The sequence below is a fragment of the Bacillus sp. BD59S genome, assembly GCF_007363175.1.
GTDB lineage: Bacteria > Bacillota > Bacilli > Bacillales > Bacillaceae_G > Bacillus_A > Bacillus_A pacificus.
Map to the genome: position 1 here is coordinate 1384173 of NZ_CP034686.1, position 15663 is coordinate 1399835.

Genomic DNA, 15663 nt, shown 5'->3' on the forward strand with positions numbered 1-15663 from the left:
AATATATGATATGGATTATCTTATTAAGTACTCTCGTTTGTATTGGTATTATATTTCTTCTTGTAATGTATACGGAAGCAACGCGTGATACGGTGCTAGAACATACTTTAATATTTGAAGAATTTCCGAAAAGTTTTAAAAAAGTAAATGTATTCTTTATATCAGATATTCATAGAAGGGGCATTTCAAATTCGTTAATTGAACAAGTAAAAGGAAAAGTAGATCTTGTAATTATTGGTGGTGATTTAGCGGAAAAAGGTGTCCCTTTATCGAAAATCTCTGCAAATATACAAAAGTTAAGAGCGATAGCTCCTGTATATTTTGTATGGGGAAATAATGATTATGAGATTGAATATCATGAATTGGATGCTTTATTATTAGAAAATAATGTGAAAGTTTTAGATAATACAAGAGTTGTATTTGAGTCTGAATTAGGAGAGAAGATTTGTTTGCTCGGTGTAGATGATGTTGGTTTGAAACGTGATCGTTTAGATTTAGCGTTGGCTGATTGTAAGGAAGATGGTTTTCGCATATTAATTAGCCACAACCCTGATATAATAAATAAAATGTCTGGAAAAGAACAAATTTCACTTGTGTTAAGTGGACATACACATGGAGGACAGATCCGATTATTCCCATCTGAAAAATATTTAAAAGGTGGCGTATATAAGCATTCAAATATGACTCTTTTTGTTAGTAATGGGTATGGAACAACGTTGGTTCCACTTCGCTTCCGAGCACCTGCTCAAACACATATTATTACGTTATGCGGAGGGAAATGATGCCAACTCTAAACGGAAAATATAATATAAAAGCTGTTTCGAATATAATTGGAATTCAACCAAGTACGCTTCGTGCATGGGAAAGACGATATCAAATGATTGCCCCAAAGCGGAATCATGCGGGGCATCGATTATATACAGAAGAGCATATTCAAATTTTGAAATGGTTAATGGACAAGGTTTCTTCCGGCATGATGATTGGACAAGCAGTTCAATTATTAGAAGGGAATCGTTTGCAGAATAATGTTCAAAATGAAATACATTACGATAGAGAAGTTGTTTTAGTGGACGATATACTACAAGCTTTGTTAAAATTTGATGAAATTACAACTTCTGCATTGTTAAACGAGGCTTTTAGTATTTATGCAACAGAAAAAGTTGTAGCAAGTATTGTTCTTCAAGTGTCAAATAAATTGTTAGCGTTAAAAAATAATAATGAAGTTACAATGGTGCAATTCCAATATGTCGTATCATTTTTACAAACGCGTCTAGGAATGGTATATCATAATGCATCATCGTTTTCTTCTATACACAAAGTTGTCGTGTTAGAAAGTAATATGTTGAAAGGGTTTGTTTTCTCAACGTATTTACGATTAAAAGGATATGATGTGATATATATTCGGGCAAGCTTAGCGGAAGATAGTATTTCATTAGCTGTTGAGCAAATAAGACCTAAATATGTAGTGATTTCTTTTGATGACGGACGAGAACGGAAGAACGCAATGAGCTATGTGGATTTTTTGCAAGAAAAAAATGAGAACCTTTCTGTTGGGGTTATAGGAGGAATAGGTGCTCGAGATCAGTTGAACATTCAAACAAGCCTAATTGGTGATACGAAAGAAGAATGGGATGATTGGTTAAACATGTTAGAATAGTTGTTCGAAAAGAACCATCTATTTTCTATTTCATATAATAAAAATTATATTCATTGGTTGCGTAGGGAGGGTATGAGATGAGGCTGGAACGATTAAATTACAATAAGATAAAAATTTTCTTAACATTTGATGATTTATCTGAAAGAGGATTAACGAAAGAAGATTTGTGGAGAAATGCACCGAAAGTACAGCAATTATTTCGTGATATGATGCAAGAAGCAAATAAAGAATTAGGATTTGAAGCGGATGGTCCGATTGCAGTTGAAGTATTTTCTCTACAAGCGCAAGGAATGGTCGTAATTGTAACGAAAGAACATCAAGAAGCGGATACAGATGATGAATTCCGTGACGAGTTTATTGAAATGCAAGTGACTCTAGATGAAAGCGAGCATATCCTTTATGAGTTTGCTACACTAGATGACGTAATTAACCTGTCGAATCGTTTATATAACCTTGATGTAACTGGCGGAAAATTATACACGTGGGATGGGCGTTTCTATCTTTGGATGGAAGAAGAGGAGCAAATTCAATTACTGAAGGCAGATTTTATAGCTATTTTAGCAGAATATGGTAATCCGTCTACGGCAACTATTTATCGTCTAATGGAGTATGGTAAAGAATTAATGGCTTCTCAAGCAATTGAACAAATACACAATTACTTTGTGAAAAAACAAAACCTTAGCTAATGTAACATAGCTAAGGTTTTGTTTTTTTACTTTACTTAAATGTATCTTTTCAAAGTACTGTACATGAATAAAATAAAAAATATTTAAATATTTAAGTATTTTACTTTTCTAAAAGTAATAAAAGGACTATAATGATAGTGAAAACGCTTGCAACGGAAAATACTTTGTATATATTTGTTAGCGTTTTCTATTGCATTCCAAATTTAACGGTGTATACTAGGCAATGAAGGTTTACTAAACAAGTGAAATTACAGGGGGTTTACTTACTATGGTAGCCGAAAAGGGAACTCAAACAAAAACACAACAACAAAGGGAACAACATTTTGAACTATTGAATTCAACACAAATTGTTATCAGTGAAGCGTTAGAAAAATTGGGTTATCCAAACGAAGTATATGAATTATTAAAAGAACCAGTTCGTATGATGACAGTGAAAATACCAGTTCGTATGGATGACGGGACTGTTAAAATATTTACAGGATATCGTGCACAACATAATGATGCTGTTGGTCCAACGAAAGGTGGAATTCGCTTCCATCCGAATGTAACAGAAAATGAAGTGAAAGCACTTTCAATTTGGATGAGTTTAAAATGTGGTATTGTCGACTTACCATATGGCGGAGGTAAAGGTGGAATTATCTGTGACCCACGTGAAATGTCATTCCGTGAGTTAGAAAGATTAAGCCGCGGTTATGTACGAGCAATTAGTCAAATCGTAGGGCCGACGAAAGATATTCCAGCTCCAGATGTATTCACAAACTCTCAAATTATGGCATGGATGATGGATGAGTATAGCCGTATTGATGAATTTAACTCGCCAGGATTTATTACAGGTAAGCCACTTGTATTAGGTGGATCACATGGACGTGAAACAGCAACGGCGAAAGGTGTTACAATTTGTATTCGGGAAGCTGCAAAAAAACGCGACATTGATATTAAAGGTGCGCGCGTTGTTGTTCAAGGATTCGGTAATGCTGGTAGCTTCTTAGCTAAATTTATGCATGATGCAGGTGCGAAAGTTATTGCAATCTCAGATGCTTACGGCGCATTGCATGATCCAAATGGATTAGATATTGATTATTTATTAGACCGTCGTGATAGCTTCGGTACAGTAACAAAACTATTTAATAATACAATTTCAAACAAAGAATTGTTAGAACTTGATTGTGACATTTTAGTTCCAGCTGCAATTGAGAATCAAATTACAGAAGAAAATGCTAATAATATTAAAGCGAAAATTGTTGTTGAAGCTGCAAATGGCCCAACAACATTAGAAGCAACTAAAATTTTAACAGATCGCGGAATTTTACTTGTTCCAGACGTATTAGCTAGTGCTGGTGGGGTAACAGTATCTTACTTTGAGTGGGTACAAAATAACCAAGGTTACTACTGGACTGAAGAAGAAGTAGAACAACGTTTAGAAAAAGTAATGGTAAGATCATTTGATTCTATTTATGAAACAGCACAAGTTCGTAAAGTGAATATGCGCTTAGCAGCGTATATGGTCGGTGTTCGTAAAATGGCTGAAGCAAGTCGCTTCAGAGGTTGGGTATAATACCATATCATGAGAAAACGTGATTCCTTTCGAGGGAATCACGTTTTTTTGTTGAAGTATTAGAGTGAGGTGTTGTAAATGGGAAATGAAATGATGGAACGAGTAGAACAATTAGAAGAAAAGGTTAAGAGGTTAGAGGGAGAACTCGTAAAAACGAAGCAAGACCGAAAAGTAAGTACCGCTCGGGTGTTCGGAGAAGGATTATTGTTTTTAATACTTGGTGCGGTTGTAGTAGGGCCGATTATCGCTTTTATATTAGTAATTATTAATTGGTTTGTTGAAAAATAAAACAAAACTAAAAAGAACGCTTGTTCTACTCGAACAAACGTGCTATACTCTCCTTAGATAAACAAAACGGAAATGATTTTAAGGAGAGATAAATGATGAAAATGACAGTAGACCAAAGATTTATGATGCCAGCGGATGTTGTAGAACGAGTGGAAGTATTAAGAAATAAACAAAGTAAGCGCGGCACATTATTACAATCAGTAAATAAATTTTTCGGTTTAGATACGAAAGAAGATTGTGTTTGGTTTTACGGTTTTTATGGAGTTGCTGTAAGTATTTTATTATTTATGGTGTTCACATCAAATATTTTCGATTTTCTCTTCGCGTAAGAAATATGCTATAAGGACATTACTACCGAATACATATATAAGGAAGTAAGGTAATCTTCTGAAGCGGGAGTTGGTAGTAATGGCGATGTTTCCTATAGAGCGTAACTATATTGGATATGGAAGTTCACGACCGGGAATTCCTCTTTCTAAAGTTAGGTTTATTGTAAGTCATGATACGGGGAATCCTGGTAGCAATGCGATAGGGAATCGAGATTATTTTAATGAAATACAACCGAAAGCTTCGGCACATACATTTATAGATGACAAAACGATATTAGAAATTATTCCTATAAATGAAGTTGCCTATCATGTTCGATATGGTGTGCCGACAGATAATGACTTATATGGGTATGATGCTAATAAGGCTGCCATTGGAGTGGAGCTTTGTTATGGCGGTGATGTTAACTTTTGGGAAGCATATACCCGTTTTACGTGGTATCATGCGTATTTATGTCAAAACTTCGGCTTGAATCCGAAAAAAGATATTGTATCACATAAAACACTTGATCCAGCTAGAAAGATTGACCCGGAAAATGTATTAGGGAAACAAGGTATTAAATTTCAGCAGTTTTTAGCAGATGTCTATCGGATGTACGTTTCGTTTAGATGACAAATATATGAAAAATGAATACAATAAAGATAGGTGCCTACTGCTGTAAGTAGGTTTTTTCTTGTTTTTATAAATAGTGTATTGGTAGAAGACTAGGAGTGAACCGAGTATGCAGAAAGAAACAGCTATCATAATTGGAGGCGGTCCGTGCGGATTAGCAGCAGCAATTTCGTTGCAAAAGGTAGGGATAAATCCATTAGTAATTGAAAAAGGAAACATTGTAAATGCGATTTATAATTATCCAACTCATCAAACATTTTTCTCTTCTAGTGAAAAATTAGAAATTGGTGAAGTAGCTTTTATTACAGAAAATCGTAAGCCAGTTCGAAATCAAGCACTTGCGTATTATCGCGAAGTAGTAAAGCGTAAGTCTGTACGTGTAAATGCTTTTGAACGAGTAGAGAAAGTTCAAAAAGATGGAGAAGTTTTTCAGGTTGAGACGACAAAGCGTGACGGAAGTAAAGAAATATATATAGCGAAATATATTGTTGTAGCAACTGGATATTATGACAATCCAAATTATATGAATGTTCCAGGTGAGGAATTGAAGAAGGTAGCTCACTATTTTAAAGAAGGACATCCTTATTTTGATCGAGATGTAGTCGTTATAGGTGGGAAAAACTCGAGTGTAGATGCCGCTTTAGAGCTTGTGAAAGCTGGTGCGCGTGTAACGGTTTTATATCGCGGAATTGAGTACTCACCAAGTATAAAGCCGTGGATTTTGCCAGAGTTTGAGGCGTTAGTCCGAAATGGTACAATTGACATGCATTTCGGGGCTCATGTGAAAGAAATTACTGAACATACATTAACGTATACAGTTGATGGCGAAGCATATACAATCCAAAATGATTTTGTATTTGCGATGACTGGTTACCATCCTGATCATAGTTTCTTAACAAAGATGGGTGTTCGGATTGATGAAGAGACAGGACGTCCAATTTATGCAGAGGATACGATGGAAACGAACGCTGAAAATATTTTCATTGCAGGTGTAATTGCTGCTGGAAATAATGCAAATGAAATATTTATTGAGAACGGTCGATTTCATGGGGATGCGATTGCGCAAACCATTGCAACAAGAGAAATATAAAAAGAAGCTGTCGAAATAAACTTCGACAGCTTCTTTTTTAATCGTGCATAAACATGTTTTGGATTGCTTCATGAGAAGTTGTATTCTCTAATGCAACTAATAATTTAATACGTGCTTTTTGAGCGTTTAAACCGTATGTGAATACAATACCCATATCTTTTAATTGTTTGCCGCCACCTTCATATGAATATACATCTTGAACGATGCCGTTGAAACAGCGAGAAACTAATACGACAGGAATTCCTTTATTTATTAGTCGCTCTAGACTAGGAAGTGTTCTTGGAGGTAAATTACCTTGTCCAAGCGCTTCAATAACAATCCCGTCTACCGGAAGATTTTCAATTGCTGCTAACAATGTATCGTCCATACCAGCGTACGCTTTTAGAACGACTACATTTTTAGAAACCTTATTTACTGAATATGTTTCGTGATGTACTAAAGCATGGTGGAATACAACACCACGTTTTGTTACCATACCGATTGGTCCATACTGTGGACTTTGGAATGTTGCTACATTACTTGTATGTGTTTTCGTTACGTTTGTGGCGCAATGAATTTCGTCGTTTAATACGACTAAAACGCCTTTTTCGGCAGCTTCACTACTGCTAGCGACTTTTACAGCTGATAAGAAGTTATATAGACCATCAGCACCTAATTCATTGCTAGAGCGCATTGCGCCTGTTACAACGATCGGAATAGTTGCTTGTACTGTTAAATCTAAGAAATAGGCCGTTTCTTCTAATGTATCCGTACCATGCGTAATGACTACGCCATGAATGTTGTCTTGTTTTACTCTTTCATCAATGATGACTTGTAATTGTAACATTTCGCTCGGTGTCATATGAGGAGATGGTAGATGAAACACATCTTCAACGATTAAATCAACATCGCCTTCTAAATCAGGAATGAATTTTAAAAGAGGATTTTTTTCACCTGGTTGTACGACCCCAGTTTCTTTATCTTCCTCCATTGCAATTGTTCCGCCTGTGTGTAAAACTAGGATTCTTTTCAATGCTTATACCCCTTTCAAGTAAAAAAATACATTTAGAACATAACATGTTTTGAGTAAATTCGACAATGGAAATGTATAAAAGTATGCCTCGAAAATGACAATAAAATGAACTGCTATATGTACGATGTATAAAATTACGAAACGAAATGTGCAAATACAGTATAGGAGGGAGCCATTACGTTGAAAAAGATGGAGAGAATGCTTATTCGTATATTAATAATACAATTCATTTGTCTTTCTGTTGTACAATTGTTATTTATACATAAGTCATCAGTGAAATATTTATCTAAAATTGTTTATTATGAAGGTGTCATGGTAAAAAACAAAGCAGAAATCTTACAGGTGAATAGGTAGTTTTCATTTTCTTCTATGAAGGATTATGCTACAATAATTGAGGATTTAATGACGTGAAGCAAATGAGAAGAAGCAGGAGAATACCTGCTTTTCGTTTTGTTTTATAAGTGAAAAAATGAGGTGTTACAATGGATAAACGAATTTCAATTGCTATAGATGGTCCAGCAGCTGCTGGAAAAAGTACAGTTGCAAAAGTTGTAGCGAAGAAGCTTTCTTACGTTTATATTGATACAGGCGCAATGTATCGTACGATTACATATGCAGCTCTTGAGCAAAAAGTTGACATTGAGAATGAAGAACAGTTAATGGAAGTTGTAAAAAATGTGAAAATTGAGTTTCAGCAAGGAGAAAATACACAACTTGTATTTTTAAATGGACAAGATGTTTCGGAAGTCATTCGTACACCTGAGGTGACGAATCGAGTATCGATTGTGGCGAAACATCGCCTTGTTCGTGAAGAAATGGTACGCCGTCAACAAGAGTTAGCAGAAAAAGGCGGCGTTGTAATGGATGGCCGTGATATTGGTACACATGTGTTACCAGATGCTGAAGTGAAGATCTTTATGCTTGCTTCTGTTGAAGAAAGAGCAGAGAGAAGACATTTAGAAAATATGAATAAAGGCTTCGATTCTAATTTAGAGCAGTTAAAAGAAGAAATTGCTCAGCGTGATAAATTAGATTCAGAACGTGAAGTTTCTCCTCTAAAAAAAGCTGATGATGCATTGGAATTAGATACAACTTCTTTATCAATTGAAGAAGTTGTCCAAAAGATTATGAGTATTGTTTCAGGAGTGTTTGCGAAATAAAGAAAGGGCATAGCCCCTTTCTTTTTTTTATTTCTATAGAAATGTAAAGGATACGTGAATTGTGAGTCTCTTTCCTTGACAAATGATCAGATTTGTAAGAAGTTAATAAAAGAGGGATAAAACTTTCAGAATATATTCGCTATTATATTTCAAAACATACTTTCTTCAAGATGATTTTGCTGTATACTATTTATATAGGTTTAATATATTTTCTAGTGAAATGTATGAAGCTTACGTATGTGATGATAAATTCTTAAACATGCAAATGGAAACAATTGTTTTCATTTCGTATATACATAAAAAATGCTTTGTCAATTCTGTAGGGAGGTATTTCCATGGTAGAGAAAATGAATGAAGAAGTTATGGATTCAAAAGAATTACAAGTTGGTGACGTTGTTACAGGTTCTGTAACGAAAGTTGAAGAGAAACAAGTGCTTGTAAATGTTGGATACAAAACAGATGGCGTAATTCCAATTAGTGAATTAGCTAACGTTCATATTGAAAAAGCAAGCGATGTTGTAGAATTAGATCAAACACTAGAATTAAAGATTATTAAATTAGAAGAAAATGATCTTGTCTTATCTAAACGTGCTGTTGATGCAGAAAAAGCATGGGTAGAATTACAAGAGAAATTTACTTCTGGTCACGTATTTGATGTTACCGTAAAAGATATCGTGAATGGTGGATTAGTTGTGGACCTTGGTGTTCGTGGTTTTATCCCAGCTTCACTTGTAGAAGTACATTATGTAGAAGATTTTACTGACTATAAAGGAAAAACATTAGCCGTGAAAATTGTTGAATTGGACCGTGAAAAAAATCGTGTGATCCTTTCGCATAAAGCGGTAGTAGAATTAGAACTAGATTCTAAGAAGAAAGAAGCAATTTCTTCATTAAAAGAAGGAGACGTTGTTGAAGGAACAGTACAACGACTAACGGACTTTGGTGCTTTCGTTAATGTTGGGGGTGTGGACGGTTTAGTTCATATTTCACAAATTTCACACGAACGTGTAGAGCAACCTTCTGAAGTATTAGAGCAAGGTCAAAAGGTAAAGGTGAAAGTGTTATCTGTGGATGCTGATACACAACGTATTTCTTTATCAATTAAAGCAGCTCAACCAGGACCTTGGGAAAATATTGCTGGTGAAGTAAAAGCTGGAGATATTCGTGAGGGAATAGTAAAACGTCTTGTTACATTTGGTGCATTCGTTGAAATTTTACCTGGCGTCGAAGGTCTTGTGCATGTATCTCAAATTGCAAACCGTCACGTGAAAAATCCAAATGAAGTATTGGAAATGGGACAAGAAGTAAAAGTGAAAGTACTTGAAGTTCATGTAGCAGAGAAACGTATTTCTTTAAGTATAAAAGAAGCGCTTGAGGAAAATAATGTAACTGAAGATTATAGTCAGTATGAACCGAATGCTGATTCTGCTACTTTCCAATTAAGTGACATTATTGGTGAACAACTGAAAAAATTAAAGAAATAAAGAGGGGTACAAGTGGTAAGGGCAAAACGTAAATTAGATCATATTGAATACGCTCTTTCTACTGGTCAGTCTCGTACGCATGGCTTTCATGATATTGATTTTGTGCATCAAAGCTTGCCAAATTCAAATTATGACACAATAACATGTGAAACAAAAATCGGCGAACTTTCACTAAGTTCGCCGATTTTTATCAATGCGATGACTGGTGGTGGAGGAGAGAAAACGTTACATATCAATGAGCAATTAGCATATGTAGCGAAACATCATAACCTTGCTATGGCTGTAGGTTCGCAAATGGCGGCATTAAAAGATGAAAGTGAGGCTGCTTCTTATAAGATTATCAGAAAGGTAAATCCAAATGGTATTTTCTTTGCTAATTTAGGTAGTGAGGCAACTATCGAACAGGCAGAGCGTGCTGTTGATATGATTGAAGCGAATGCATTGCAAATTCATTTAAATGTCATCCAAGAGTTAACGATGCCAGAAGGAGACCGTGACTTTACTGGTGTACTTCGGCGCATTGAGAAAATTGTTTTAAATAGTAAAGTTCCTGTCATTGTGAAAGAAGTTGGATTTGGGATGAGCAAGGAAACAATGCAACAGTTAGCGAGCATAGGTGTAACGGCAATTGATATTGGCGGACAAGGTGGTACGAATTTTGCTGCTGTTGAAAATGAAAGAAGACAGCGAATGCTTTCTTATTTTAATAACTGGGGCATACAAACAGCAACCTCGATTATTGAAGCAACCTCTACAAATAATAACCTCTCTTTTATTGCATCTGGGGGTATACAAACAGCGCTTGACGTAGCGAAAGCAATCGCATTAGGGGCGAATACAACTGCTTTTGCTGGATACTTTTTACGCATTTTAATGCAAGATGGCATCGAGAAGTTAGTGGATGAAATTGATCTTTTACATACAGATTTGAAATTTATTATGACAGCTCTCGGTGCGAAGACGATAGAAGAGTTGCAATCTGTACCTCTTGTTGTAAAGGGCGAAACGTATCATTGGTTAACGCAGCGTGGAATTGATACGACGCATTATAGTAGGAGATAAAAAATCAACCGTTTGGTTGATTTTTTTTGTATTCTATTCGTTTTAGTAATATAAGGCGAGGGATATAATTAATATTCTATAAAAATAAAGTTATCTATATATATGAGTATTTAATTAAAAAGTTTCGACTGAAAAATGTAGATAGTGTGCAATTGAATTCTTGAAGAAGGTTTAATTTTGCTAAGGGAAAAGGGAAGGGTAAAAAATAAATTGTAGAAAGATTCGCAGGTGAAATATTATTTTGATATAAATAAAAATTATGAGGGATATATGAAAGACGGTTTCGTACCATATCGAAACCGTCTTTTTGTATTCACTAGTGCTGATTTTGTTTTCGAGCTTGTTCTGGTGTATCAAGTCCAGTTGCGCCTGGATATTGTAGTGATTGGTCACGGTCAGATTCAACGCGGCGTGATTCTCTTAGTTTTCGTTCTTGACGATCTTTACCCATAATGAATAGCACCTCCTTATTAAAAGTGTTGCTGTTATATGAAAAAACTATGCGTGAAGAAAGTGGATTAACTTTCATAAAAAGTTCCCATAATGGAAAACATAGGAGGTGAAATGATGGAAGGGAGTACTTTTTATTTTGTAGCTTGGATAGGGTGGATTATTGTAACCTTTTTTATGAAAAAGGACTCTATTCGGTGGAAGATAAGCGCCTGTATATTGATTTTTATTATTTGCTCTCCGTTACATGTAACGATTGCTTCATTCACGGTATCAGTAAATGCACTTTTACTTTCTGTTGTTGCTTTTATAGGAATCGCACTATATTCTATTTGGAAAAAATTATATAGCTTACTTTCGGCACTTATTATTGCAATGTTATATACAAGTTTTCATTTGTTAGAAGTATATGATCCAATTTGGATTGTGGTGGACAGATTGTTTTTGTTAAGTGGTGCACTTGTGTATGCATCGGTCTTATTACACGAAGATCGCATACTACGATTATGTTCTCTTTATATAGGAATGTTACAGGGGGAATTGCTAGTGACACTTATTTTTCGGAAACTACATTTTCCTTATGATTACGGAAGTTTAGCATTTTTTGATATCGTCGCCGTTTCTACATTTTTTATGGCAATTTTGTTTTGGATTGCGAAAGCATCAGTATATATGGAACAGTTCAAGAGAAAAACACGTAAAAGAAAGGCGAGGGTAATACATGACTGAATATACACCGGCCATTTTATGCGGCGTAATAGCGGGGACAGTAACGAGAGTGCTAATGCTCCGGACAGATACGCGGCAATATCCGACGAGGCTCCACGGGAAAATTATTCATATTGCGATGGGGTTAATTGCGGCGGCTTTAGGAGCGATTGCGATTCCGTCTATATTGAAAAAAGATTTTTCTGCCATTACGTTTCTTACGTTGGCAGCAACACAGTTTCGTGATGTGCGTAATATGGAAAGAAATACATTGCAACAATTAGATGGTTATGAGCTTGTACCGCGTGGGAATACATATATTGAAGGAATTGCATTAGTTTTTGAAAGTCGCAACTATTTGGCGATGTTAACGTCGTTTGTAACGACGTTTGCCTATATAGGGTTCCGTTCATGGATTGCTGGAGTAGTTATGGCTATCATCGCATTTTTTATCGCGAAAAAATTAATGTCTGGTAAGAGGTTGCATGATCTTGTTGATATCGAGCATGTTCCACTTCGTTTTGAAGGAGCGGGACTGTATATTGATAATATTTACATTATGAATATTGGATTGCCAGCAAGACAAGAGGAAATTATGAAGTATGGAATGGGTTTTATTTTAAGACCGAAATCAATTGATGCGATGGTGACAATCTCTAACTTAGGACAACGACAAGCTATTTTACATGATGTTTCTGTTGCTTTAGGGATTTATAGAGATTCTGGTACGCCGGCACTTGTACCGTTAGCAAAGCGTGATTTAGAAGATGGCAGGGTTGGAATCTTTGTCTTGCCACAAGATCAAGATGCGGAGAAAGCAATAGGTGTCATAGGGAACGTGCCGACGTTAGAAAGTGCTGTTCATATGTCATCGGAAGCCCCGAAAGGAAGGGGAGATAAGAGATGATGTTAGAAAGTGTAATTCTTGCAGTTATTACAACGACCCCGGAGAAATTTGCTGGTGGTGCTCCTCTGTTTACTTGTGAATCTACAGAGGAATTAGAATTTGTTGCAAATAATTTAGAGGCAATTCTAGATGGCATTGCGCATCGCTTACAAGAGAATGTATATATTATTGTGAAACATTAGCAACGTGTGTTATAATGTGAGGTGTTTTGATACGTTGAGAAATATTCTGGAATGCAAATCCCTTCTTGCACAAAGAAGGGTTTTTTACATAATAAACAGAAGCAAGTTGAAAGGATGAAAGTATATGCCGAAACCAGTAATAGCAATAGTAGGCCGCCCGAACGTAGGGAAATCTACTATTTTCAATAGAATTGTTGGAGAGAGAGTTTCAATCGTAGAAGATATTCCAGGTGTAACGCGCGATCGTATTTATAGCGCTGGAGAATGGTTAAATCATGAATTTAACATTATTGATACAGGTGGAATTGATATTGGAGACGAGCCATTTTTGACACAAATTCGTCAACAAGCTGAAGTGGCAATTGATGAAGCGGATGTTATCATTTTTATGACAAATGGTCGTGACGGTGTAACAGCAGCTGATGAAGAAGTTGCAAAAATATTATATCGTTCAAATAAACCGGTTGTACTGGCAGTAAATAAAGTGGACAATCCGGAAATGCGCAGTGATATTTATGATTTCTATGCATTAGGATTTGGTGAGCCATTCCCAATTTCAGGTACACACGGATTAGGATTAGGTGACTTATTAGACGAAGCTGCACAGCATTTTCCAAAGATTGAAGAAGACGGATATGATGAAGATACAATTCGTTTCTCTTTAATTGGACGTCCAAACGTAGGGAAATCATCACTTGTAAATGCTCTTCTTGGTCAAGAGCGTGTAATTGTTAGTAATGTAGCAGGAACAACTCGTGATGCGGTCGATACACCATATAGTAAAGATGGGAAAGATTATGTAATTATCGATACAGCTGGTATGCGTAAAAAAGGGAAAGTGTATGAAAGTACAGAAAAGTATAGTGTACTTCGTGCACTAAGAGCGATTGAACGTTCTGACGTTGTTTTAGTCGTTTTAGACGGTGAAGAAGGAATTATTGAACAGGATAAAAAAATCGCTGGATACGCTCATGATTCAGGGCGAGCTGTCGTTATCGTTGTAAACAAATGGGACGCAGTGAAAAAAGACGAGAAAACAATGAAAGCATTTGAAGAAAACATCCGTGCTCATTTCCAATTTTTAGAGTACGCACCGATTGTGTTCTTATCTGCGAAAACGAGAAAACGTACACAAACGCTAATACCGGTTATCGATGAGGTAAATGAAAGTCATAGTATCCGTATTCAAACGAATGTATTAAACGATGTAATTATGGATGCGGTAGCGATGAACCCAACGCCAACGCATAACGGTAGTCGTCTGAAGATTTTCTATGCAACACAAGTTGCGGTAAAACCACCAACATTTGTTGTGTTTGTAAACGATCCAGAACTATTGCATTTCTCATATGAGCGTTTCTTAAAGAATCGTTTACGTGAATCATTTGGCTTTGTGGGAACGCCGATTCACATTATCGCTAGAGCAAGAGACTAATGGAGAGGATGTGATTTTATGACAAAAATCACAGTAGTTGGAGCAGGTAGCTGGGGAACAGCGTTAGCGATGGTATTAGCTGACAATGGGCATGATGTACGTATTTGGGGAAATCGTTCTGAGCTTATGGATGAGATTAATACAAAACATGAGAATAGTCGATATCTTCCGGGAATTACATTGCCAAGCACAATCGTAGCCTACTCTTCTTTAGAAGAAGCATTAGTAGATGTAAATGTAGTACTGCTTGTAGTACCAACGAAAGCGTATAGAGAAGTACTACAAGATATGAAGAAATATGTAGCGGGTCCGACTACTTGGATTCATGCAAGTAAAGGAATTGAACCTGGTACGTCAAAACGTATTTCGGAAGTGATTGAGGAAGAAATTCCAGAGGACTTAATTAAAGATGTTGTTGTACTGTCTGGACCGAGTCATGCTGAAGAAGTTGGGTTACGTCAGGCGACAACTGTTACGTCTGCAGCAAAGCGTATGGAAGCGGCTGAGGAAGTACAAGATTTGTTTATGAATAGTTACTTCCGTGTATACACAAATCCAGATATCGTTGGAGTTGAACTTGGTGGTGCGTTAAAAAATATTATCGCATTAGCTGCTGGGATAACTGATGGTCTTGGATTAGGTGATAATGCGAAAGCGGCATTAATGACGCGTGGTTTAACGGAGATTGCTCGTTTAGGAAGAAAAATGGGTGGAAATCCGTTAACATTTGCTGGTCTAACTGGTATGGGTGACTTAATTGTAACTTGTACAAGTGTCCATAGCCGAAATTGGCGTGCTGGGAATTTGCTTGGAAAAGGACACTCTTTAGAAGAAGTGTTAGAAAGCATGGGTATGGTTGTGGAAGGTGTAAGAACAACGAAAGCTGCGCATGAGTTGGCAGAGAAAATGGAAGTGGAAATGCCGATTACAGCTGCTTTATATGACGTCTTATTCAATGGGAATAATGTAAAAGATGCAGTGGGCTCATTAATGGGGCGTGTTCGAAAACATGAAGTGGAAGCTATACCTGACTTACTTTAAAGAAAAG

General features: G+C 36.3%; 19 protein-coding genes. 17 read left to right on the forward strand and 2 right to left on the reverse strand.

The window, feature by feature from the left end:
- Window positions 1-5: 5 nt before the first annotated feature.
- The 8 genes from EKQ63_RS09110 (at window position 6) to EKQ63_RS09145 (ending at window position 6215) form a co-directional block, all read left to right on the forward strand.
- Window positions 6-782 (forward strand): metallophosphoesterase, encoded by a 777-nt coding sequence (locus EKQ63_RS09110; protein ID WP_087951841.1) that lies wholly within the window; start codon window positions 6-8, stop codon window positions 780-782.
- Window positions 782-1657 (forward strand): MerR family transcriptional regulator, encoded by an 876-nt coding sequence (locus tag EKQ63_RS09115; RefSeq protein ID WP_143880975.1) that lies wholly within the window; start codon window positions 782-784, stop codon window positions 1655-1657. The genes EKQ63_RS09110 and EKQ63_RS09115 overlap by 1 nt, the downstream gene beginning before the upstream one ends.
- Before the next feature lie 77 nt (window positions 1658-1734).
- Window positions 1735-2343 carry a genetic competence negative regulator gene (locus EKQ63_RS09120; protein WP_001235392.1) on the forward strand — a complete coding sequence of 203 codons (609 nt, stop codon included), beginning with the start codon at window positions 1735-1737 and terminating at the stop codon, window positions 2341-2343.
- A 268-nt stretch (window positions 2344-2611) separates the two neighbouring features.
- A complete protein-coding gene (gudB, locus tag EKQ63_RS09125) occupies window positions 2612-3898 on the forward strand; it encodes an NAD-specific glutamate dehydrogenase (protein ID WP_048527007.1) in 1287 nt (428 codons plus the stop codon).
- 78 nt (window positions 3899-3976) lie between these two features.
- The gene (locus EKQ63_RS09130; protein WP_143880976.1) at window positions 3977-4186 is read left to right on the forward strand and encodes a hypothetical protein; all 210 of its coding nucleotides are present in this window, start codon (window positions 3977-3979) and stop codon (window positions 4184-4186) included.
- 92 nt (window positions 4187-4278) lie between these two features.
- Complete coding sequence (locus tag EKQ63_RS09135; protein ID WP_001983018.1) at window positions 4279-4515, forward strand: DUF3961 domain-containing protein; 237 nt, start codon at window positions 4279-4281, stop codon at window positions 4513-4515.
- 79 nt (window positions 4516-4594) lie between these two features.
- Complete coding sequence (locus EKQ63_RS09140) at window positions 4595-5125, forward strand: peptidoglycan recognition protein family protein (protein ID WP_001240643.1); 531 nt, start codon at window positions 4595-4597, stop codon at window positions 5123-5125.
- A 109-nt stretch (window positions 5126-5234) separates the two neighbouring features.
- Complete coding sequence (locus EKQ63_RS09145) at window positions 5235-6215, forward strand: YpdA family putative bacillithiol disulfide reductase (RefSeq protein ID WP_087994426.1); 981 nt, start codon at window positions 5235-5237, stop codon at window positions 6213-6215.
- A 37-nt stretch (window positions 6216-6252) separates the two neighbouring features.
- Here EKQ63_RS09145 and ansA read toward each other — a convergent pair whose 3' ends face one another.
- Entirely contained in the window at window positions 6253-7227 is a 975-nt protein-coding gene (gene ansA, locus EKQ63_RS09150) for an asparaginase (RefSeq protein WP_000822020.1), read from the reverse strand.
- A gap of 180 nt (window positions 7228-7407) precedes the next feature.
- Here ansA and EKQ63_RS29880 point away from each other — a divergent pair, with 180 nt between their 5' ends.
- The 4 genes from EKQ63_RS29880 to EKQ63_RS09165 all read left to right on the forward strand — a co-directional run bounded on the left by EKQ63_RS29880 (window position 7408) and on the right by EKQ63_RS09165 (window position 10933).
- Window positions 7408-7581, forward strand: coding sequence for a YpfB family protein (locus EKQ63_RS29880; protein WP_000738061.1), 174 nt, complete (start codon window positions 7408-7410; stop codon window positions 7579-7581).
- Window positions 7582-7709: 128 nt separating this feature from the next.
- A complete protein-coding gene (gene cmk / locus EKQ63_RS09155) occupies window positions 7710-8387 on the forward strand; it encodes a (d)CMP kinase (RefSeq protein WP_000361265.1) in 678 nt (225 codons plus the stop codon).
- A 335-nt stretch (window positions 8388-8722) separates the two neighbouring features.
- Entirely contained in the window at window positions 8723-9871 is a 1149-nt protein-coding gene (gene rpsA, locus EKQ63_RS09160; protein ID WP_087951845.1) for a 30S ribosomal protein S1, read from the forward strand.
- A gap of 12 nt (window positions 9872-9883) precedes the next feature.
- On the forward strand, window positions 9884-10933 hold the full coding sequence (locus EKQ63_RS09165; protein ID WP_087951846.1) for a type 2 isopentenyl-diphosphate Delta-isomerase: 1050 nt from the start codon (window positions 9884-9886) through the stop codon (window positions 10931-10933).
- A gap of 316 nt (window positions 10934-11249) precedes the next feature.
- Here EKQ63_RS09165 and EKQ63_RS09170 read toward each other — a convergent pair whose 3' ends face one another.
- Window positions 11250-11384, reverse strand: a complete 135-nt coding sequence (locus tag EKQ63_RS09170) for a YpzI family protein (protein ID WP_000513900.1) — start codon at window positions 11382-11384, stop codon at window positions 11250-11252.
- A gap of 116 nt (window positions 11385-11500) precedes the next feature.
- Between EKQ63_RS09170 and EKQ63_RS09175 the strand changes: the two genes are divergently transcribed.
- The 5 genes from EKQ63_RS09175 (at window position 11501) to EKQ63_RS09195 (ending at window position 15656) form a co-directional block, all read left to right on the forward strand.
- Window positions 11501-12112, forward strand: a complete 612-nt coding sequence (locus EKQ63_RS09175; protein ID WP_087951847.1) for a YphA family membrane protein — start codon at window positions 11501-11503, stop codon at window positions 12110-12112.
- Window positions 12105-12998 (forward strand): YIEGIA family protein, encoded by an 894-nt coding sequence (locus tag EKQ63_RS09180; RefSeq protein ID WP_087951848.1) that lies wholly within the window; start codon window positions 12105-12107, stop codon window positions 12996-12998. Before EKQ63_RS09175 ends, EKQ63_RS09180 begins: the two co-directional genes overlap by 8 nt.
- Window positions 12995-13180, forward strand: a complete 186-nt coding sequence (locus EKQ63_RS09185; protein WP_000979054.1) for a capping complex subunit for YIEGIA — start codon at window positions 12995-12997, stop codon at window positions 13178-13180. The genes EKQ63_RS09180 and EKQ63_RS09185 overlap by 4 nt, the downstream gene beginning before the upstream one ends.
- A gap of 124 nt (window positions 13181-13304) precedes the next feature.
- Window positions 13305-14615 (forward strand): ribosome biogenesis GTPase Der, encoded by a 1311-nt coding sequence (gene der / locus EKQ63_RS09190; protein WP_001125893.1) that lies wholly within the window; start codon window positions 13305-13307, stop codon window positions 14613-14615.
- Between the two features lie 18 nt (window positions 14616-14633).
- Window positions 14634-15656, forward strand: a complete 1023-nt coding sequence (locus EKQ63_RS09195; protein WP_000161775.1) for an NAD(P)H-dependent glycerol-3-phosphate dehydrogenase — start codon at window positions 14634-14636, stop codon at window positions 15654-15656.
- The last annotated feature ends 7 nt before the right edge of the window (window positions 15657-15663 follow it).